16 protein-coding genes are annotated in these 18875 nt (G+C 45.6%); 14 read left to right on the top strand and 2 right to left on the bottom strand.

The window, feature by feature from the left end; translation table 11 throughout:
* Nucleotides 1–245 precede the first annotated feature (245 nt).
* The 7 genes from guaA (at nucleotide 246) to HMPREF2909_RS04520 (ending at nucleotide 9166) form a co-directional block, all read left to right on the top strand.
* On the top strand, nucleotides 246–1808 hold the full coding sequence (guaA, locus tag HMPREF2909_RS04490) for a glutamine-hydrolyzing GMP synthase (RefSeq protein WP_071415380.1): 1563 nt from the start codon (nucleotides 246–248) through the stop codon (nucleotides 1806–1808).
* A gap of 257 nt (nucleotides 1809–2065) precedes the next feature.
* Nucleotides 2066–3430 (top strand): branched-chain amino acid transport system II carrier protein, encoded by a 1365-nt coding sequence (gene brnQ / locus HMPREF2909_RS04495; RefSeq protein WP_071415381.1) that lies wholly within the window; start codon nucleotides 2066–2068, stop codon nucleotides 3428–3430.
* A 32-nt stretch (nucleotides 3431–3462) separates the two neighbouring features.
* The gene (locus HMPREF2909_RS04500; protein WP_210387868.1) at nucleotides 3463–4089 is read left to right on the top strand and encodes a sugar O-acetyltransferase; all 627 of its coding nucleotides are present in this window, start codon (nucleotides 3463–3465) and stop codon (nucleotides 4087–4089) included.
* Nucleotides 4090–4210: 121 nt separating this feature from the next.
* Complete coding sequence (locus HMPREF2909_RS04505) at nucleotides 4211–5020, top strand: aldo/keto reductase (protein ID WP_071415383.1); 810 nt, start codon at nucleotides 4211–4213, stop codon at nucleotides 5018–5020.
* Nucleotides 5010–6065: an NADH:flavin oxidoreductase/NADH oxidase gene (locus HMPREF2909_RS04510; protein WP_256375711.1), complete on the top strand. Its 1056-nt coding sequence runs from the start codon at nucleotides 5010–5012 to the stop codon at nucleotides 6063–6065. Before HMPREF2909_RS04505 ends, HMPREF2909_RS04510 begins: the two co-directional genes overlap by 11 nt.
* Nucleotides 6066–6132: 67 nt before the next feature.
* Complete coding sequence (locus tag HMPREF2909_RS04515) at nucleotides 6133–6762, top strand: hypothetical protein (protein WP_071415385.1); 630 nt, start codon at nucleotides 6133–6135, stop codon at nucleotides 6760–6762.
* A 1-nt stretch (nucleotide 6763) separates the two neighbouring features.
* Entirely contained in the window at nucleotides 6764–9166 is a 2403-nt protein-coding gene (locus tag HMPREF2909_RS04520; RefSeq protein ID WP_071415386.1) for an HAD-IC family P-type ATPase, read from the top strand.
* A gap of 80 nt (nucleotides 9167–9246) precedes the next feature.
* On the opposite strand, the gene HMPREF2909_RS04525 is transcribed toward HMPREF2909_RS04520, so the two are convergent.
* Together HMPREF2909_RS04525 and HMPREF2909_RS04530 are read right to left on the bottom strand one after the other, a co-directional pair.
* The gene (locus HMPREF2909_RS04525; RefSeq protein ID WP_071415387.1) at nucleotides 9247–9999 is read right to left on the bottom strand and encodes a Bax inhibitor-1/YccA family protein; all 753 of its coding nucleotides are present in this window, start codon (nucleotides 9997–9999) and stop codon (nucleotides 9247–9249) included.
* Between the two features lie 39 nt (nucleotides 10000–10038).
* Nucleotides 10039–10788 carry a GTP pyrophosphokinase gene (locus tag HMPREF2909_RS04530; protein ID WP_071415388.1) on the bottom strand — a complete coding sequence of 250 codons (750 nt, stop codon included), beginning with the start codon at nucleotides 10786–10788 and terminating at the stop codon, nucleotides 10039–10041.
* Nucleotides 10789–10942: 154 nt separating this feature from the next.
* On the opposite strand from HMPREF2909_RS04530, the gene miaB reads away from it, so the two are divergent.
* From miaB to HMPREF2909_RS04565, 7 genes are all read left to right on the top strand, one after another.
* The gene (gene miaB / locus HMPREF2909_RS04535) at nucleotides 10943–12481 is read left to right on the top strand and encodes a tRNA (N6-isopentenyl adenosine(37)-C2)-methylthiotransferase MiaB (RefSeq protein WP_084797255.1); all 1539 of its coding nucleotides are present in this window, start codon (nucleotides 10943–10945) and stop codon (nucleotides 12479–12481) included.
* Nucleotides 12465–13691: a tRNA (adenosine(37)-N6)-dimethylallyltransferase MiaA gene (gene miaA, locus HMPREF2909_RS04540; protein ID WP_084797256.1), complete on the top strand. Its 1227-nt coding sequence runs from the start codon at nucleotides 12465–12467 to the stop codon at nucleotides 13689–13691. Before miaB ends, miaA begins: the two co-directional genes overlap by 17 nt.
* A gap of 162 nt (nucleotides 13692–13853) precedes the next feature.
* Nucleotides 13854–16745, top strand: coding sequence for an FtsK/SpoIIIE family DNA translocase (locus tag HMPREF2909_RS04545; RefSeq protein WP_084797257.1), 2892 nt, complete (start codon nucleotides 13854–13856; stop codon nucleotides 16743–16745).
* 2 nt (nucleotides 16746–16747) lie between these two features.
* Nucleotides 16748–17386 (top strand): CDP-diacylglycerol--glycerol-3-phosphate 3-phosphatidyltransferase, encoded by a 639-nt coding sequence (gene pgsA / locus HMPREF2909_RS04550; protein WP_071415389.1) that lies wholly within the window; start codon nucleotides 16748–16750, stop codon nucleotides 17384–17386.
* Nucleotides 17387–17398: 12 nt separating this feature from the next.
* A complete protein-coding gene (locus HMPREF2909_RS04555) occupies nucleotides 17399–17905 on the top strand; it encodes a CinA family protein (RefSeq protein WP_021618474.1) in 507 nt (168 codons plus the stop codon).
* 117 nt (nucleotides 17906–18022) lie between these two features.
* Nucleotides 18023–18556: a helix-turn-helix domain-containing protein gene (locus HMPREF2909_RS04560; protein ID WP_021618473.1), complete on the top strand. Its 534-nt coding sequence runs from the start codon at nucleotides 18023–18025 to the stop codon at nucleotides 18554–18556.
* A 68-nt stretch (nucleotides 18557–18624) separates the two neighbouring features.
* The gene (locus HMPREF2909_RS04565; protein WP_021618472.1) at nucleotides 18625–18858 is read left to right on the top strand and encodes a DUF3046 domain-containing protein; all 234 of its coding nucleotides are present in this window, start codon (nucleotides 18625–18627) and stop codon (nucleotides 18856–18858) included.
* The last annotated feature ends 17 nt before the right edge of the window (nucleotides 18859–18875 follow it).

Below are 18875 nucleotides of genomic sequence, written 5' to 3' on the forward strand. Positions count from 1 at the left end.
TTTACGACTTCAGAGTGCGATTTCAAGAGTGCGATTTTATAGGACTGCATAGTGGTCTTTATCGTACCTTTCAGAGCACTCTCTAGAACGTTAGTTTCATCGCGTTATGTAGCAGCCATTCACATAGCCAATGTCTTAAACATAAAGCATAATCAAGTAATCAATATATAAGGATGTCCCCGCAAGTCTCGCTTCTGGGCTATTGCCCCTGAGCGCGATTTTGCGGAGTCTTTTTGGAGGAAGAAATGGCGAAGGGTCCTGTATTAGTCGTTGATTTTGGTGCTCAGTATGCACAGCTGATTGCTCGCCGAGTACGTGAGGCACATGTGTATTCTGAGATTGTTCCTCACACCATTAGTGCCGAAGAATTAAAAGCAAAGGACCCTCAAGCAATTATTCTTTCTGGTGGTCCTGCTTCTGTTTATGTAGAGGGTGCTCCTTTACTCGATCCAGCTATTTTTGATTTAGATATTCCTATGTTGGGTATTTGCTACGGCTTTCAAGTGATGGCTCATCAGCTTGGTGGTGTAGTAGATAAGGCAGCTTTGGGTGAATATGGTAAGACTGAGGCTGTGATTGATGAAGCTCGCAGTATTTTGGTCAGGTCTCCGCAGAAACAATCAACGTGGATGAGTCACGGTGTGGCTGTGAAGCAGGCTCCCGAAGGTTTTGATGTTTTGGCGCATACTGAGGGTGCTCCAGTTGCCGCAATGGCAAATAAAGACCGTGGTTTGTTTGGTGTGCAATGGCATCCAGAGGTAAAGCACACACCTCTTGGCCAAGATATTATTGAGAACTTCTTGCATAACGAAGCTGGTTTGGATCGCAGCTGGGATTCTTCTTCGATTATTGAAGACCAAGTGGCTAAGATTCGCGCTCAGGTTGGCGATGCTCGTGTGATTTGCGGTTTGTCTGGTGGTGTTGATTCTTCTGTTGCTGCTGCTTTAGTGCATAGAGCTATTGGCGACCAGCTTACCTGCGTTTTCGTTGACCATGGATTGTTGCGTAAAGGCGAAGTTGAGCAGGTAAAGAAAGACTTCGTAGAGGCTACAGGTATTAAGCTTGTAACCGTTGATGCTTCTGATGAGTTCTTAACAGCTTTGGAAGGCGTATCTGAGCCTGAACGCAAGCGTAAGATTATTGGTGAGAAGTTTATTCGTACCTTTGAGAAAGCAACCCGCCAGATTGTCTCTGATGTTGCGGAAGAAGGCGGAGAGATTAAGTTCCTCGTTCAAGGAACACTGTATCCAGATGTTGTAGAGTCTGGAGGCGGTTCAGGAACGGCGAATATTAAGAGCCATCACAATGTGGGTGGTCTTCCAGACGATTTGCAATTTGAGCTTGTAGAGCCTTTGCGCACGTTGTTTAAGGATGAGGTGCGTGCTGTGGGAACCGAGCTGGGATTGCCAGATGAAATGGTGTGGCGTCAGCCATTCCCAGGGCCAGGCTTGGCTATTCGTATTGTAGGTGAGATTACTCGTGAGCGTCTGGCTGTGCTGCGTGAAGCTGATGCTATTGCTCGTGAAGAATTGTCGAAGGCTGGCTTGGATCGCGATATTTGGCAGTGCCCAGTTGTTTTGCTTGCCGATGTCCATTCTGTGGGTGTTCAAGGTGATGAGCGTACGTATGGTTCGCCAATTGTGCTGCGTCCAGTAAGCTCTGAGGATGCTATGACTGCTGATTGGTCACGATTGCCATACGATGTCTTGGCTCAAATTTCTACGCGCATTACCAATGAGTGCCGAGAAATTAACCGCGTGGTTTTGGATGTAACTTCTAAGCCGCCTGCGACGATTGAGTGGGAATAAAGTCTGTAGAGTCCGCTGTAGAGTCTGCAGATTGTAAAAGTGTTGAGTAAGCGGTTGTGTGTTCTGAATATGAGAATACATAGCCGCTTACTCATATTCAGACCTAATTGAGCACAGTGCTACTGCATGTGCTGTCTGTGCTTAAGTTCTGCGCGTCTTATATTGTGAATGACTTTATGACATTCCCTCTCATCCGTCTATACATAAGAGCAATATCACGCTAATCTCTCTAACAGTAGAGAATGGAGGAGAGACCCATGAAAAAGAAATTAACTGGCAAAGAATCCATTATTGTGGCCTCGATGTTGTTTGGCCTGTTCTTTGGTGCAGGTAATTTAATTTTCCCGGTGAGCATGGGGCAGAAGTCAGGTATGCATGTGTGGCCCGCCATTGTTGGTTTTTGCATTACTGGCGTGGGCTTGCCGTTGCTTGGCATCGTGGCTCTGTCTGTGTCGCAGCGCACGAGTCTGTTCGATATGACCAGTTTGGTGGGGAAAGGTTTTGCATATTTCTTCACCCTTGCTTTGTATCTGACCATTGGCCCATTCTTTGCAATTCCTCGTACAGCTACGGTGTCGTTCCAAGTGGGCGTAGCTCCATTGCTTAAGCCAGAATTACGCAGTATAGCTCTTTTCATCTTCTCTGTTTTATTCTTTGTTGTTGTTCTCTTTTTCAGCTTAAAACCTTCGCGTATTTTGGACTGGGTAGGTAAAATTCTCAACCCGCTCTTTCTTGTTGTTTTATCTGTTCTGGTTATTACAGCTCTGATTCATCCGATGGGTAATATTGGAGCTGTTGCTGCTCATGAGGATTACGTTCATCAAGCCTTCTTTACTGGCTTTTTAGAGGGCTATAACACGATGGATGCGCTGGCATCTGTAGCTTTCGGTGTTATTCTTGTGGATGTTATTCGCGGCTTAGGAGTGAAGGAATCGAGAGACGCGGCAGTTGCTTCTGTTAAGTCAGGTGTGATGGCTGGTTTCTTTATGGTTCTTATTTATGGTCTGCTTACTATTATTGGTGCGCAGTCTGGTGCTGTGCTTGGCGTGAGTGAGGATGGCGGTTCTGCTCTGTTTGCAATTGCTCAGCATTATTTCGGTACTGCAGGTGGTGTGCTCTTGGGAACGGTGATTACCTTAGCTTGCTTGAAGACGGCAATCGGCTTGATTACTTCAATCAGTACCACGTTTACGGAGATTTTCCCTCGTTTGGCGAATTACAACCTTTTTGCGATTATCTTTACTCTTATTTCATTTGTGATTGCGAATGCTGGTTTGAGCGCTATTATTACCTTATCTGTTCCGGTGCTTATGTTCCTGTATCCGCTGACGGTTATGCTCATGATTTTGTGTGTGCTCGGATCGAGTTTTGCTTTTCATAAGAGCGTGTTTGTTAGTGCGATGACTTTAACGACTATCTCTGCTGCTATTACATTTGTGAGTACTTTGACTAAGATTCTCGTTGGTTCAGTGCCGTGGTTAGCTCCTGTACATCATGCAGCTGCTACTATTGATTCTGCTCTGCCATTATCGGGGATAGGTATGAGCTGGATTGTGCCAGCCGTGATAGGCATAATCATTGGCTATATCTATTATTTTGCTCGTGTTGCGCACACAAAATAGTACTGTTGAATACTCAATGCGGAGGAGATGATATGAATCGGCATGACATGAATCAGAAAGAACGTATGCTCAAAGCTTTGCCATATATAGCGGATATGGATGGCTTAGATAGCGAGCGTTTGGAATGCAAGAAAAAACTGTATGAGTTTAATAATTTGCATCCTGATGATTTAGGTCGTATGAATGAGTTGTTATCCGATATTTTGGGAGCGGGCGGAGATACCGCGTATATTGAAGCTCCATTCCGTTGCGATTACGGGTCAAATATCCGTGTGGGTAAGAACTTCTTCGCCAATTACAATCTGACCATACTTGATCCTAGTGAAGTAGTTATTGGCGATAACGTGATGATTGCTCCTAATGTATCTATTTACACAGCTGGTCATCCTCTGCATCCGGATAGTCGTAATTCAGGATACGAATATGGTATTCCTATTACGATTGGAAATAATGTATGGATAGGCGGAAGTGCAACAATTTTACCTGGCGTAACTATTGGAGACAACGCTGTTATTGCTGGCGGAGCTGTTGTAGTGAAAGATGTTCCAGCGTGGAGCGTTGTGGCCGGTAATCCTGCTCGCGTCATTCGTCAGATTACTGAAGAAGATCGCGGTTACTTCTTTAAGAATCAACGTTTTGATGTAGAAGATTACCGTTAAACGACGGTGTTCATTCTCAGCTCAACATGCTCAGGGGTTGTAGACTTAACGATGTCTACAACCCCTTTTTCTATCAAGGAGGCTTAGAACGGATTTTGTTACTCTTCACAATGGTGTACGTATGCCTCAACTTGGTTTTGGCGTGTATCAAACTCCGCCAGATGAAACTGAACGTTGTGTGCGTGAAGCACTCGAAGTGGGATACCGTCATATCGATACTGCTCAAGCCTATAACAATGAAGAAGGCGTGGGAGCAGCTATAGCAGCAAGTGGTCTCAATCGTTCAGATATTTTCCTTACCTCAAAGGTATGGTTCTATAAAGATGGGTATCAGGCTGCAAAAGCGTCCATTGATGAATCATTGCGTAAGATTGGTTCGGATTATATTGATTTAATGCTGGTACATCAGCCTTTTGGAGATTACTATTCCACGTATCGTGCTTTAGAAGAAGCCTATGATGGTGGTAAATTACGTGCAATTGGCGTCTCTAATTTCTATCCTGATAGATTAATTGATTTAGCTCATTTTGCACGCATTGTGCCAATGGTTAATCAAGTAGAAACGCACGTTTTCTTCCAACAGCAAGAAGCACGACCGTTTATGGATGAACTTAATGTTATTCATGAATCTTGGGCACCTTTTGCTGAAAGCGCGAATAATTTCTTTGATAATCCTACGTTGAAGGCTATTGCTGAAGAACACGGTAAAACCGTGGCTCAAGTGGCATTACGTTATCTGCTTCAACGTGGAGTAGTGGTTATTCCTAAGTCCACTCATAAAGAACGTATGGAAGAGAATTTCCGCGTCCTTGACTTTGAACTAACCGATGCGAATATGACTTCTCTTGAAACTTTGGATACTCATCACAGTCTGTTCCTAGATCATCGTGGTGCTCAAGATGTAAAACGTTTCGTAGGTTTTGCATGCTAAGGAGAAAACCGTTTCGCAACTACTCTCTGGCGTAACACTCGGTAATCTTACACTCAAAAATCGAGTGGTTATGCCTCCAATGTGCATGTATGCTGTAGAATGGGAAAATGGCATTGCTACGAACTTCCATTTCGCTCACTATGGTGCACGTGCTATCGGAGGCGTTGGACTCATTATTGTTGAAGCAACTGCTGTAGAACCTGATGGTCGAATTACGAACAAAGATTTGGGTCTGTGGAACGAAGAGCAAAAAGAAGTCTTACATAAACCCACAACGAGTGTGCATGAACTTGGCTCTCAAGTTGCTATTCAGCTCAATCATGCGGGACGTAAAGCTGTTGATGCGCGTATTGCTTATGCTCCAAGTCCGCTTGCTTTTAATGAGGATTCTGCTGTTCCTCACGAGATGAGCAGTGAGGATATTGAGCGTGTAAAACAAGCTTTTGTTGATGCAGCAATCCGCGCTCGCGATGCCAAATTCGATGCCATTGAGATACATGCGGCTCACGGGTATTTGTTAAGTGAGTTCTTAGAACCATTAACTAATCAGCGTAGCGATAATTATGGAGGTAGTTTAGAAAATCGTTATCGTTTACTTCATGAAATTGTATGTGCAATACGCGCAATTTTTGATGGCTCGTTGTGGGTGCGGCTGTCTTTGAGTGCTTATGATGATACGGAACGCCAAAATAGTCGTGAGGACTGGCAGCAGATTGGTCGATGGTTAGAAGCCGATGGTGTGGATTGCATTGATGTATCCACAGGCGCAGTCACTCCTGCTCGTCCTAATATTTCTATGCGCCCTGGTTACCAGGTGCCGTTTACTATCTTGATGAAACAAGCAGTGAATATTCCTGTGACAGCTGTGGGTTTAATAGATTCTGCGCAGTTAGCTGAACATATTGTTTCATCAGGGCAAGCAGATCTTGTTGAAATAGGTCGTGGATTATTGCGTAACCCACAATGGGTAGCCGATGCAGCACGAGTTTTGCATGAAAAAGACTTTGCTGTATATAACGCATCATATGAACGTGCTTACCATTAGAAGAGAAGCGACGGGGATACTCGTCGCTTCTCTTATTAGAGTAAAGTGAGCTTGTTAGAATAGGCGCATGATGAAAAAGCATGCCGTTTATCGAATTGTGCACATAGCAGTTCTCCTGCTTGTTATAGCACTGCTTTCAGCTGCTGTTTTTGCATGCTCGGTTCCGCGAAAAACAGCAGTAGGGCATAGCTATACTTTAGCCTCAGCCTCACAGTATGTATCGCGAGACGATGACGGAGATGTTAAAGATATACGTGTAGATGTTATTGCATCCACACGTGATAAAGGCAGTCAAGCACAGCGTATCGCTCGTAGTATCGAAAAATCAGGTATTCGCGCCACGTATCGAGCAGCTAAAAAAGCACAGCAGCAAAGAGAGCAAGTGCGCAATGCAGTCAACTCATATGCGCGTCTTATAGTCATACCTCAAGATGCTTTTACTCAACACAGTAATACCTTATGGGAGAGCGAACTATCTTATGCCCGCTCTAAAGGTGTGCCTGTAATCATTAATGCGAGCGCAAACATGCAGCTCACAGACCTCAATATTCCTTCTCAGTATTGGGCAGCGTATTGGGATGTTCGTGTATCGCAGTCTGAGGCAAATACCAGTATTTTTGAAGCAGCCATGTGTGTGGTAGAAGATAGACCGCATAACAGTACTCTGCTCACTCATATAAGCGCTCAGGAGGAATAGTATGGATCACCGTGTAGGGCTGACGCAATCTGAAGTGAACAAACGGATAGAACGCGGCGAAGTAAACCGCATGAAAACAACGACATCGCGCTCTATCGCCGATATTATACGCGCAAATATTTTTACTCTTTTTAACGGTATTATTCTTTCTGCCATGGTACTCGTCTTACTTACAGGCAGTTGGAAAGACGCTGTTTTTGGCGTAGTTATTATTATTAATACTGCTATCGGTGTTTTTACTGAAGTTAAATCTAAAATTACTCTCGATAAACTTTCTATTCTGGTTGCTGCACAGCATACGGTACGCAGAGATGGTCAGGATGTGCAGATTAATCATGACGAAATTGTGCTCGATGACATTGTGATGATTCAATCAGGAGATCAAGTTCCCGCTGACGGTGAAGTTATTGAAGATTATGGGGTAGAGCTTGACGAATCCATGCTTACCGGTGAATCACGCACAGTGAAGAAAAAGCCGGGAGATACCGTTTATTCCGGAGCAACAGTTGTATCAGGTTCAGCACTGATGCGCGTTACAGCAGTTGGGGAGAAATCTTATGCTGCTAAACTGACTCAAGAAGCGAAAGTATATAAGCGCAATCATTCCGATATAAACGATGGTATTAATAAAATTTTACGTTTTATGATTATTATCGTTGTGCCTTTATGCGCTCTCCTTATATGGTCACAAATGCGCGTAAGGGACGGGTGGAATACGGCTATCGCTAACGGCTCATGGCGTGAAGCTGTGGTACAAGCGGTAGCGGGTATTGTGGGATTAATTCCCGAAGGTCTTGTCTTATTGACTTCTCTGAATTTCGCGCTTGCTGCTTTGCGTTTAGCGCGACAAAATACTCTTGTTCAAGAGCTTGATGCTGTTGAAACGCTTGCTCGTGTTGATGCGCTTAACCTCGATAAAACTGGAACAATAACCGATGGTGGTATTGCCTTAGATGAAATTCATATTCTTGAGCACGCAAGCTATAGTGAAAAACAGATTCGTGAAGCTTTATGGCATGTGAGCAATGAGGAACATCCTAATGCTACAGCTACAGCAATTCTGGAAGGTTTACGGAACAATCATGCTGAAAATCAGCAAGTGAGAGCCCGTGTACCGTTTTCCTCTGCTCGAAAATGGAGTAGCGTAGTTCTCGATAATGGTCAGCAATGGTTTGTAGGAGCACCAGAGATTATTATGTCTGCTCTCTCCAGCGTGGCAGACGGAATCCGCGAACATGTAAACAGTTTTGCCAATTCAGGGGCGCGAGTGCTTGTTCTGGCTGCAGCAGATGGGGCAGTAGAGGGCGAAACTATTAATGCGAATGCTGTTATTCAAGCTCTTGTGGTGTGCTCAGAATCTGTTCGATCAGATGCTGCTGAAACTCTCGCATGGTTTAGGGAGCAGGGTGTGCGCGCTCGCGTTATTTCAGGCGATAATCCGCGTACTGTTGCTGCTATTGCTCAGAAAGTGAAGCTGACAGGAGATGCAGAACCTCGTTTTATTGATGCGCGAGACTTACCGCAAACAGCCGAGGAAGTTGCTCAAGTTTTGGAAGACGTGGATGTTGTGGGTCGTGTGTTGCCAGAACAAAAGAAGTTGATTGTTCAGGCTTTGCATTCCCAAGGTCATACAGTGGCTATGACAGGAGATGGGGTAAATGATGCTTTAGCTTTGAAAGAGGCTGATTTAGGCATTGCTATGGGCAATGCTGCTCCTGCTACAAAAGCTGTGGCTCAGGTGATTTTAGTGGATTCACTGTTTTCTCATTTGCCGAGTGTGGTTGCGCGTGGTCGTCAAGTTATGGCGAATATGGAACGTGTTGCTAGCTTGTTCTTGGTAAAAACTACGTATTCTGCGATTATCTCTGTGGGAGTTGTGCTCTTAGCCTTGAACTTCCCATATTTGCCACGTCATATGACATATATTGGATGGTTTACTATTGGAACTCCAGCCTTCTTGCTTGCTCTTGCTCCTAATACACGACGCTATATTCCTGGATTCTTGCAACGTGTAATTCATACAGCAGTCCCAGCGGGACTAGTAACAGGTGTTAGTGTTCTTGCATCCACATTTTTTGTGCCGAAAATTATGGGATGGAACAATGTTGCAGAACATATGACCCAATTGCGCACTATTAACGTATGCGTACTATTTGTTTTGGGTATTTTGATGCTTGCCTCTATTGCTCAGCCATTGACATCCTGGCGAGGATGGTTAGTTGCCTTCTTCGCTGTAGCAGGAGTAGTAGGAGCATGTATTCCGTTCGTCGCTCAATTCTTCGAGCTACATCTGCCTACTGGACAGCTTATTCCCGTAACCGCTCTTGTGGCTGTGTGTGCAATAGGATTGTGGTTTGTTGCGTGTTATGTGACTGATCTCTTGTGGCGTGCTCGAGGGGAGTAATATTCAGTACATTTGGGTTGCAGTAGAAAAAATTGTGGGTATGCTCATTACGAGCATACCCACAATTGATGTAGTTACTTTTAGTCTCTGCTAGTGAGCAGGTTCAGCATGGAAATAAAGAAGTTAATGAAATCTAAATACAAGTTTAAAGCGCATAAAATAGAAACGCGCTTAATCATAACTTCATCACCTGCATATTGTGCAAATAGTGCTCGAGCAACCTGCGCATCATAAGCGGTAAAACCTGCAAAAATCAACAGAGTAATAGCACTCAAAAACATGGTGTTCACGCCTACGTTCATGAACATCATAATAATTTCCGCAACAATCAAAACGATTAAAGCAACCATTAAAATTGATCCGAGCTTCAGCAAATTCATCTTTGTTGTCAACGCAAACATAGTCAGTGTAAAGAAGAAAGCCGCAGTTAATCCTAAAGCAAATACAATATTGCCGATGTTATACACGAAGAAGATATAGCTTAATGTAAAGCCCATCAAAGCTGCATAAGCGTAAAAAGCGATACGTGCAGTTGCAGGGTTCATGCGCAAAGCGCGAGCAGACAAGAAAATAACTACGCCAATTTGAACCACAGCCAAAGCAATCAAACCAAAACGTCCCGTTGCTTGAATGAAATTAACATATATGCCGCTGGCTGCACTTGCAAAGGCTACAACAGCAGTTACAGCCAAACCAAAAGCCATCTCAGCGTAAGTGCGAGCTACAGACACGCGCTGAGCGCGTTCATCAGTAACAACAGACTGTACATCAACATATGGCTGTTCATAAGCATTTTGATCGGCGGAACGAGGTGTTCCCATATAATCCGTCATCAGATCTCCTTAAAACAAAACGTGTTTATATTCTAACGGTTATTCGTCGTCAAAGTCAGTTTCGCGCGGAGCAGACACCAAATCTCTATGAACATTCTGCAAAGCTAAGTCAATAGTAAACAGCTCTTGAGCTGCGTTTTGAAGAGTCTGCGCATGACGAGCTACTCGTTCGGGGTCATTCGTGCTCTTATAGCGCAAACGATGTTCCAGACTTGCCCAATAATCCATAGAAATCGTGCGGAACTGTACTTCCACAGGAATATCGCGAGCGCCAGTGGTCAGGAAAACTGGCACGCTATAAATAACGTGAAGACTGCGGTATCCTGACTCTTTTGGATGCTTAATATAATCCTTGACTTCCAAAATACGAATATCGCTTTGACGGCTAAGCATACTGGCAATGGCATAGACGTCATCGACGTAATTGCACATCACACGAATACCGGCAATATCAAATACCGTATTCTCAATATTTTCAATTGTAAAAGACTTACGGTGAGCTAGAAGCTTGCCAGCAATAGAACGTACTGACTTCATACGCCTTTCCATATGGTGAATTGGATTATGGCTATAGCGCGTTTGATACTCGTCATCGAGAATTTCTAATTTCGTACTAATCTCATGCATAGCTCCGCGATATACCTGGAGCAGGTTTTCGAAGTTGCGACCGAAAGTAATTAAATCGTCGGCATCGTACGGAGTTTCTAAATCTGGAAGAGATTCATTCACCGTCTGCAAAGCCTTCATAATATCGGCTACGCTTAACGGGTTCTGTCTATCCAGAATCATAATCCACCTCTCTTGTATTCTTAAGCGACTCAAGTATAAACCACCCTCATGCCCAACGATCTCGTCCAACGCACTTGCTCAATACTCTTGCTCAATACTCTCGACCAACACTCTCGACCAAAAGGACGCATAATCTTCGCTAATATCGATAAGTATGAATGAAGATATGATGACACGCGCTGAGCGTCTTGGTATTGCGGCAGTTAACGGGGCAGATGGTTTGACCGTTGAAAGTGCAACGGAGCTTGTGGATAATTCTGTGACTGGTTCTGTGACTGGTTCTGCAAAGGATTTCCTGACTAATTTAGCTCGCCGCGACAAGCCTGTATATTACGTACACACCTTGGGATGCCAAATGAACGCTCACGACTCGGAACGTATTTCCGGCGTGCTAGAGGCAGACGGATATGCCAAGGCAAGCGAAGAACAGATTAAGTCATCAGACGTAGATTTAATTGTTTTGAACACATGTGCGGTACGTGAAAACGCTACCTCACGAATGTACGGTACTTTAGGACAATATGCAGAACTGAAAAGAGCCAACCCGAACCTACAAATCGCTGTGGGCGGATGTATGGCTCAAAAAGATCGCCAGCGCATTACTGAGCAAGCTCCATGGGTGGATGCAGTATTCGGAACGAAAAATATTGGTTCCCTCACCGCCTTACTCCATGAAGCTCGCCGCACACACGCGCCACAAGTAGAAGTAGCCACTGAACTACAAGAATTCCCGAGCGAACTTCCTACAGTGCGTGCATCCAAAGCCAGCGCATGGGTATCTATTTCCGTAGGATGCAACAATACCTGCACTTTCTGTATTGTTCCTGCAGTACGAGGAAAAGAACGTGACCGCCGACCAGGAGAAATCCTGGCAGAAGTAGAAAACTGCGTGGCACGAGGCATAAAAGAAGTTACCTTGCTTGGACAAAACGTCAACTCCTATGGATATGCCACAGGAGACCGCTACGCATTTAGCAAACTCCTTCGAGCATGCGGACATATTGAAGGACTCGAACGTGTACGCTTCACGTCACCACACCCAGCGGCGTTCACTCCCGATGTTATTGAAGCCATGGCCACCACGCCGAACGTGATGCCACAGCTACACATGCCTTTGCAATCAGGCTCCGATAAAATCTTACGCGCTATGCGACGAAGCTATCGCATTGAAAAATTTATGACCATTCTCGACAATGTGCGCGCAGCAATTCCGCACGCACAGATTACCACCGATATTATTGTGGGATTCCCCGGAGAAACTGAAGAAGACTTCCAAGCAACAATGGATGCTGTGCGTCGCGCTCGCTTTACCTCCGCTTATATTTTCGAATATTCACCACGACCAGGAACGCCAGCAGCCACTATGGAACAAGTGCCTGCCGATGTGGCGCACGATCGCTTTACACGCTTGCACGCCTTACAAGAAGAAATCTCCCGCGAGATTATGGCAGAACACGTTGGTAAGAACGTGGAAATTATGATTACAGAACTCAAAGGTGCAAAGGATGCTCGCACGCAACGTGTTTCTGGACGAGATCGCGGCGGAAACCTCGTGCATGTTCGCGTTCCAGACGGATATGAGCATCCACAGGTAGGCGATTTCGTAACATGCACTGTTACGGAAAGTGCATCGCACTACCTGATTGCTGACCCAAACCCAGCAAGCGGAGATACGTATGAACTGCGACGATAGAACGGCTTTTAATCAGCGCAGTCCTCGAGATAATCAAAATTCTCAGGACGAGCAGTATTCGCCAAACGAGCGGTTTTCGCGAGACGAGCGTCAGACGCTAAATGAGCGTAAGACGTCAAACGAGCGGAAGGCGTTCCAAGATAGCAGAAAGCCTTCCGCGGATCGGGAAGCTTCCGGCGAGAGGAATCATCAAAGTAGCAGCAAAGCTCAGAGCAAAGTCGTCTCTATCATCGGCCCCACAGCCTCAGGCAAAACCGCGCTCGCGATTGCTCTCGCTCAAGCTTTGGAGCAAAAAACTGGTCAAGCATGCGAAATCGTAAATGCGGACGCTTACCAAATGTATCGCGGTATGGATATTGGCACAGCGAAGGCAAGCGCACAAGAGCAAGCTGAGGTTCGCCATCATCTTATCGATATTATCGAGCCAAGCGAAAGCATGTCTGTAGCACGTTTTCAAGAGCTGGCTCGAAACGCTATTGCTGAGATTCAATCGCGTGGTCTTCGTCCTATTCTTGTGGGTGGTTCGGGCTTATATGCGCGTGCAGCGATAGACGATATTACTTTTCCTGGTACTGATGAGTCAGTTCGTGCTGCGATTGAACAGCGAGCTGAGCAGATAGGGGAGCAGGCTCTGTTTGAACAATTAAGGCTCAAAGATCCTGTGGCAGCTGAACGTATGGATGGTCGCAATATTCGCCGCACTATTCGTGCTTTGGAAGTCATAGAAATAACTGGACGACCATTTTCGGCTAGTTTGCCTCGTTATTCCTATGTTATTCCTAGCGTTCAAATTGGCTTAGACCTCGATCGCTGTGTTCTTGATGAACGTATTGACGCACGTACGCAAGCTATGCGTTCGGCAGGTTTCGTTGAGGAAGCGAAAGCTTTACGTGGTTCAATGTCTGTAACTGCAGAACGAGCCTTAGGATATTCCCAGATGATGGCTGTGCTCGATGGAAACATGAACGAGGATGAGGCTTTTGCTGATATTGCTCAGAAAACAAAACGTCTAGCTCGTAAGCAAATGGGATGGTTTGGGCGCGATCCTCGCGTGCATTGGTTAGATGCTATGAGTAATGATGTGCTTGAACGTGCCGTGGATATTGTATGCGATGCAGACGCTGGTGCTTTTGAAGAACAGGATGCTCAGGCAGATGAGTATGTGCAGCATCATCTAGGCAATATTGCTACGCGGGGAGAGGAAGGGTAGCGCGAAGATATAGCAGAGAGGACGGGCGAGGCGAGGACTCGCGGGGCGAAAATGCGCATGAAGAAGAATAGAAGAGCTGCGGTGCGCGTATGTGGAGCAGTAGTGTTAGCTTTCTTCATCGGCAAGCGGAGGTCTCGTATTTTCGCTAATCTATAAAGCGTTATGGCACGACCAACATCATCTTCACAGAGTCCGAGAGACAAGAAATCAACACGTACTACACAGAGTACGTCATCATTGCGTACCCAGAAGGGAGCGGCACGTTCTGCAGATAATAGAGAGCAGCAACGTGAACCTGAAACATGGTGGATGAAAGTCCTGTTGTTTATTCCTCGCGTTTTTGCGCAGCTTATTCGCGATATTTTTGGATCAAGCAGCGAAAACAGTGATTCGCGGCTGGATGCTTCATGTTTCCTTCTGATTATTTTTAGCGTTTTACTTATTGCGTCGGAATGGTTCCGAGTAGATGGGGTATTAGGACGTTATTTACATATTTTGGCTGCTGGTGCTTTCGGCATAATGAGCGTTATTTTGCCGATAGTTTTCCTCTTTATCGCGTTCCGATTGATTCGTAACTCTAATCTTGAGGCAGAAAATACGCGAGTGCTTTCAGGATGGTTCTTGCTTGTTTGGTCGATTAGTTCCGTTCTTGATGTGCTGATGGTTGCGGGCGAACCTCGTTTTTCGTGGTCTGCACTTCGTTCGGCAGGCGGATTATTTGGGCACGTTTTAGGAACTCCGCTAGCTCTTGGCTTATCTAAACCGTTTGCTGTGGTTATTTTTGTTTTTATTGCAGCTTTTGCACTTCTTATGATTACAGGTCTGCATATTGCAGAAATACCGCGGTTGCTTGGTATGACGACTGCAGATAACAGCGCTAGCGATGATGATCAGTTCCCAGAAGATGTGCGCGTTGGAGATGAGACGCTTGCCTTTGCTCAGGGCGTTCCGGCACATGATGGAACGGATGAGGCTGAGCAGAGTGTGCGCCAGCCATGGTGGAAGAAACTCTTTAATCGCATGCGTCACGAAGAGACGGATACGAATCTCGATGAATATGAAGGTGATACGGCCTTCCAGAATCCTATGCGCGTGCAGGATGATTCTCAGACGAATCGTCAAAACGTGCGCAGCGCGCAGTCGGGGCGATTTGAGCCTGACTTTGGTGAAGATGAGACTCGTGCGATTGGGCGCGAGGCTGGGGCGAATGCACCTGAGTTTAGCGGGGCGGCGCAGGCTGCTGCAGGTCGTATTGCCGGACATGTGCCAGCTACATCGAGTCCTCAGGATATTGCCGAAACGATGGCTGTAGCAGGAGCAGGTGCTGTTGGAGCTGTTGCAGGCGAGGTTGGGTCAACTCGTGCTGTGCCAACACATTCATCTGCCGTTGCTCCAGAACAATCGCCTTCTCAAGAAGATAATGAATCTCAAAGTGGTGGTTTTGAACAGCTTCCAGCTCCATCCGATAACGGTCAAACATATCAAAAGCCAAGCCTAGACTTATTAGTAGCTGGTAAACCCCATGCTGTACGTACAGAAGCTAATGAGCGTGTTATTCATGCTTTACGTGCTACATTCCAAGAATTTGGTGTAGATGCCGATGTTGTTGGCTTCTTGCGCGGCCCATCTGTAACCCAGTACGAAGTTGAACTTGGACCTGGTGTGAAGGTAGAAAAAGTCACGAATTTGCAGCGCAATATTGCGTATGCTGTGGCAAGTTCAGATGTTCGTATACTTTCACCAATCCCAGGTAAAAGTGCTATCGGTATTGAAATTCCAAACATTGACCGTGAAATAGTTCATCTCGGTGATGTTTTGCGTTCCCCAGAAGCTCTTAACGACAATAACCCAATGACTGTTGGTCTGGGTAAAGATGTGGAGGGTAATTTCGTAACAGCAAACCTGACTGCTATGCCACACTTGCTTGTTGCTGGTGCTACGGGTTCTGGTAAATCAAGTTTTATTAATTCCATGCTTACATCCATTGTTATGCGAGCTACTCCTGAGCAAGTACGTCTTATTATGGTTGACCCTAAGCGTGTGGAATTAACTGCATATGCTGGAATTCCTCATTTACTTACGCCAATCATTACTGATCCGAAGCGTGCAGCCCAAGCGCTCGAATGGGTCGTGAAAGAGATGGATGCTCGCTATGACGATTTGCAGTATTTCGGTTTCCGTCATGTCAAAGATTTTAATGAAGCGGTTCTTGCCGGAAAAGTTCATGCACCTGCCGGATCTAATCGAAAAGTAGCGCCATATCCATATCTGCTCGTTGTAGTAGATGAGATGGCAGATTTAATGATGGTTGCAAAGAATGATGTGGAAAGTTCTATCCAGCGTATTACCCAGCTGGCTCGTGCAGCAGGTATTCATCTGGTCTTAGCTACGCAGCGCCCATCTGTTGATGTGGTCACCGGTTTAATCAAGTCAAACGTGCCATCGCGTTTAGCTTTTGCAACTTCTTCGGCAACTGATTCTCGCGTTATCTTAGATTCTGTGGGTGCTGAAGCACTTATTGGCCAAGGTGATGCTCTGTTCCTACCGATGGGTAAGCCAAAACCAACTCGTGTGCAGGGTGCATGGGTATCTGAATCAGAAATACGATCTGCGGTTGATTTTGTAAAAACCCAGCGTAAGCCTCAGTATCGTCAAGATATTGAACAAATGGCTGCACAACAAGATACCAAACAAGCTATCGATGAAGAAATCGGTAATGATATGGACGATCTGCTTCAGGCAGCTGAGCTTGTTGTGGGAGCACAGTTTGGTTCAACCTCCATGCTTCAGCGTAAGTTACGTATCGGTTTTGCTAAAGCAGGCCGCCTGATGGATTTGCTTGAATCGCGTGGAGTGGTCGGTCCTTCCGAAGGTTCTAAGGCTCGCGAAGTGCTTGTTCAGCCAAGCCAATTGCAAGAAGTTCTCGGCTTCATTCGCGGCGATGCTCCTTCGATCGATGCTGCAGCTCAAGCACAGGTAGAGGAACATCACAATGAAAACTCGTCATATCCATCTGATTATGATGGTGCAGATACTTACGATAACGAAGGATAAAAATGTCTGAGAAGAAATCGCTCCTTGATGGATGGAATAGTATTCCAAATATTATTACTTACGTGCGCATCGTTATGATGTTCGCTTTTCTGTACTTCGCTGTCGTTGGCGGATCGTATGGACATACCGATACACGTAGCCGTTGGATTGCAGCTATTTTGTTCATCGTGGCTGCTTCTACAGATAAGCTCGATGGTTATTTAGCACGCCGCTACAATCAGGTTACTGAGCTGGGTAAGTTGATTGATCCGATTGCCGACAAACTTCTGATTTGTGGAGCGTTTATTGTTCTGTCTATTCAGGGAGAAATCTGGTGGTGGGTGACCATTCTTTTCCTTGTGCGAGAAATAGGCATTACAGTTATGCGTTTCTTTGTTATCGACACAGGCGGATCGGTTATTGCTGCTTCCAGTGCCGGTAAACTTAAGACGCTCACGCAATGCATTGGTCTCGGTATGGTTTTGCTTCCTTTATGGGTTTTTCTCGGCGAAACAAGCACATGGTGGACATACTATAAATGGATAAGCATAGCTATTGTGCTTTTAGCTTTGTTCTTCTGCCTGTATTCGGGTGCAGAATACCTTATTAATACTTTTGGTAGACCTCGCACCAAAGAAAATAAAACAGATCAAGAAAAGTAGCATTACGCGGTTATGACCTTAGCATCATTAGATCAGCAAGATACTCTGGCGAAGACGCTGCTTAGTAGTTGCCGTGAAGGTCAACTATCCATCTGCTGTGCTGAATCTTTAACAGGTGGATTGCTTGCGGATGCTTTTGTGCGCGTTCCTGGAGCCTCTGATGTTTTTCTTGGTTCGGTCAATACCTATGCTGTGCGTACTAAAACACGTATCTTGGGAGTTGACGCAAATTTTTTGGAGGCGAACGGTCCGGTCAATGCTTATACAGCGGAGCAGATGGCGCTGGGTGCGTTGCGCGTATTTGGTTGTGATGGTATTGCATTGTCAACAACAGGTGTTGCAGGTCCTGGACCAGATGGCGATATATCTGCGGGAACATTTTATGTAGCCTGCGCTCTCAGTGATGGGCGTGTGATGAGTGAGAAACATTATTGCGCTGATGCTGCTCGTGAAGAAGTGAGACGCTGTGCAGTTTCTTCCGCTTTACGTCTTGGATCTGCCCAATTTATGGTGCAATAACGGGTGCAATACTTCAGATTTCGTGTATTTTCTTGTGAAGCATGTCACATTTTCGCCAGTTGGGGAATAAAAAGAAGTTGAGTGAGGTTGGCTCAAGTAATACCAATGAAAAGAGGCATGATGATTTCTACACCAGTACAGACATACGAGCAGGCAACCCCTAGTGTTGAAGAAATGAAGCGTGCTGCTAGTAAAGAAGCTATGGTACGCAATCTGACTCCTGCTCAGCTTCGTGCAGTTGCCATGGCTCAGCAGCAGGTACTTCGAGCACAGAAGGCTCGCGCGGCGAAGAATGAACGAGAAGCAGCACGTAGTCGCATGTGGGCAAACTCTGAACTAGATGAGCGTACAGTAGAAACTCCATTAACTACCACACGTCATGATGTTGTAGATGCAGATACTTTCTCTTTACGCAAAGTGCAGGGTAGCGTGTTGCGTTCCTTACGCACTCGTGATCGTAAAACTTTGCGAGAGGTTAGTCAGAAGGCTGGAGTGTCTTTGGGCTATCTGTCTGAGGTAGAGCGTGGACAGAAAGAAGCAAGCTCGGAACTCTTAGCATCTATTACTGATGCTTTAGACGTTAAATTATCGGATATGCTCGTTTTGGTGGCTGAACGTGTGCGTGAATATGAAAATGCAGGTATGCGTTAAACTTCTTTCATACCTAACCTCGCTTATGATAGTTTTCGGATTATGATGAGCGAGGTATTTTTATGTCTATGAGAGAACGAGAATTTTGGGAATTACTTGAAGAGGTGTTCGGTCGTGCCTATGGTCGTTCGTTAGCACATGATCAAGCGCTCGATGCTCTCGATAATATGACAGTAGAACAAGCATTAGAAGCAGGTGTGGAACCGCGCACGGTATGGAATATATTGTGCAATCAGATGGATATTCCCGATAGCAGGCGGTGGGGTCGAGATCACAATGCACCACCTTTACCTGCAGACTAACGGGACACGCACTCAAT

The sequence above is a fragment of the Alloscardovia sp. HMSC034E08 genome (assembly GCF_001813415.1).
Lineage (GTDB): Bacteria > Actinomycetota > Actinomycetes > Actinomycetales > Bifidobacteriaceae > Alloscardovia > Alloscardovia omnicolens.

What these genes read in the sequence shown, in the direction of transcription:
- guaA (WP_071415380.1), top strand. Translation starts at nt 246, where the DNA reads ATGGCGAAGGGTCCTGTATTAGTCGTTGATTTTGGTGCTCAGTATGCA.
- brnQ (WP_071415381.1), top strand. Translation starts at nt 2,066, where the DNA reads ATGAAAAAGAAATTAACTGGCAAAGAATCCATTATTGTGGCCTCGATG.
- HMPREF2909_RS04500 (WP_210387868.1), top strand. Translation starts at nt 3,463, where the DNA reads ATGAATCGGCATGACATGAATCAGAAAGAACGTATGCTCAAAGCTTTG.
- HMPREF2909_RS04505 (WP_071415383.1), top strand. Translation starts at nt 4,211, where the DNA reads ATGCCTCAACTTGGTTTTGGCGTGTATCAAACTCCGCCAGATGAAACT.
- HMPREF2909_RS04515 (WP_071415385.1), top strand. Translation starts at nt 6,133, where the DNA reads ATGATGAAAAAGCATGCCGTTTATCGAATTGTGCACATAGCAGTTCTC.
- HMPREF2909_RS04520 (WP_071415386.1), top strand. Translation starts at nt 6,764, where the DNA reads ATGGATCACCGTGTAGGGCTGACGCAATCTGAAGTGAACAAACGGATA.
- HMPREF2909_RS04525 (WP_071415387.1), bottom strand. Translation starts at nt 9,999, where the DNA reads ATGACGGATTATATGGGAACACCTCGTTCCGCCGATCAAAATGCTTAT.
- HMPREF2909_RS04530 (WP_071415388.1), bottom strand. Translation starts at nt 10,788, where the DNA reads ATGATTCTGGATAGACAGAACCCGTTAAGCGTAGCCGATATTATGAAG.
- miaB (WP_084797255.1), top strand. Translation starts at nt 10,943, where the DNA reads ATGAATGAAGATATGATGACACGCGCTGAGCGTCTTGGTATTGCGGCA.
- miaA (WP_084797256.1), top strand. Translation starts at nt 12,465, where the DNA reads ATGAACTGCGACGATAGAACGGCTTTTAATCAGCGCAGTCCTCGAGAT.
- HMPREF2909_RS04545 (WP_084797257.1), top strand. Translation starts at nt 13,854, where the DNA reads ATGGCACGACCAACATCATCTTCACAGAGTCCGAGAGACAAGAAATCA.
- pgsA (WP_071415389.1), top strand. Translation starts at nt 16,748, where the DNA reads ATGTCTGAGAAGAAATCGCTCCTTGATGGATGGAATAGTATTCCAAAT.
- HMPREF2909_RS04555 (WP_021618474.1), top strand. Translation starts at nt 17,399, where the DNA reads ATGACCTTAGCATCATTAGATCAGCAAGATACTCTGGCGAAGACGCTG.
- HMPREF2909_RS04560 (WP_021618473.1), top strand. Translation starts at nt 18,023, where the DNA reads ATGATGATTTCTACACCAGTACAGACATACGAGCAGGCAACCCCTAGT.
- HMPREF2909_RS04565 (WP_021618472.1), top strand. Translation starts at nt 18,625, where the DNA reads ATGAGAGAACGAGAATTTTGGGAATTACTTGAAGAGGTGTTCGGTCGT.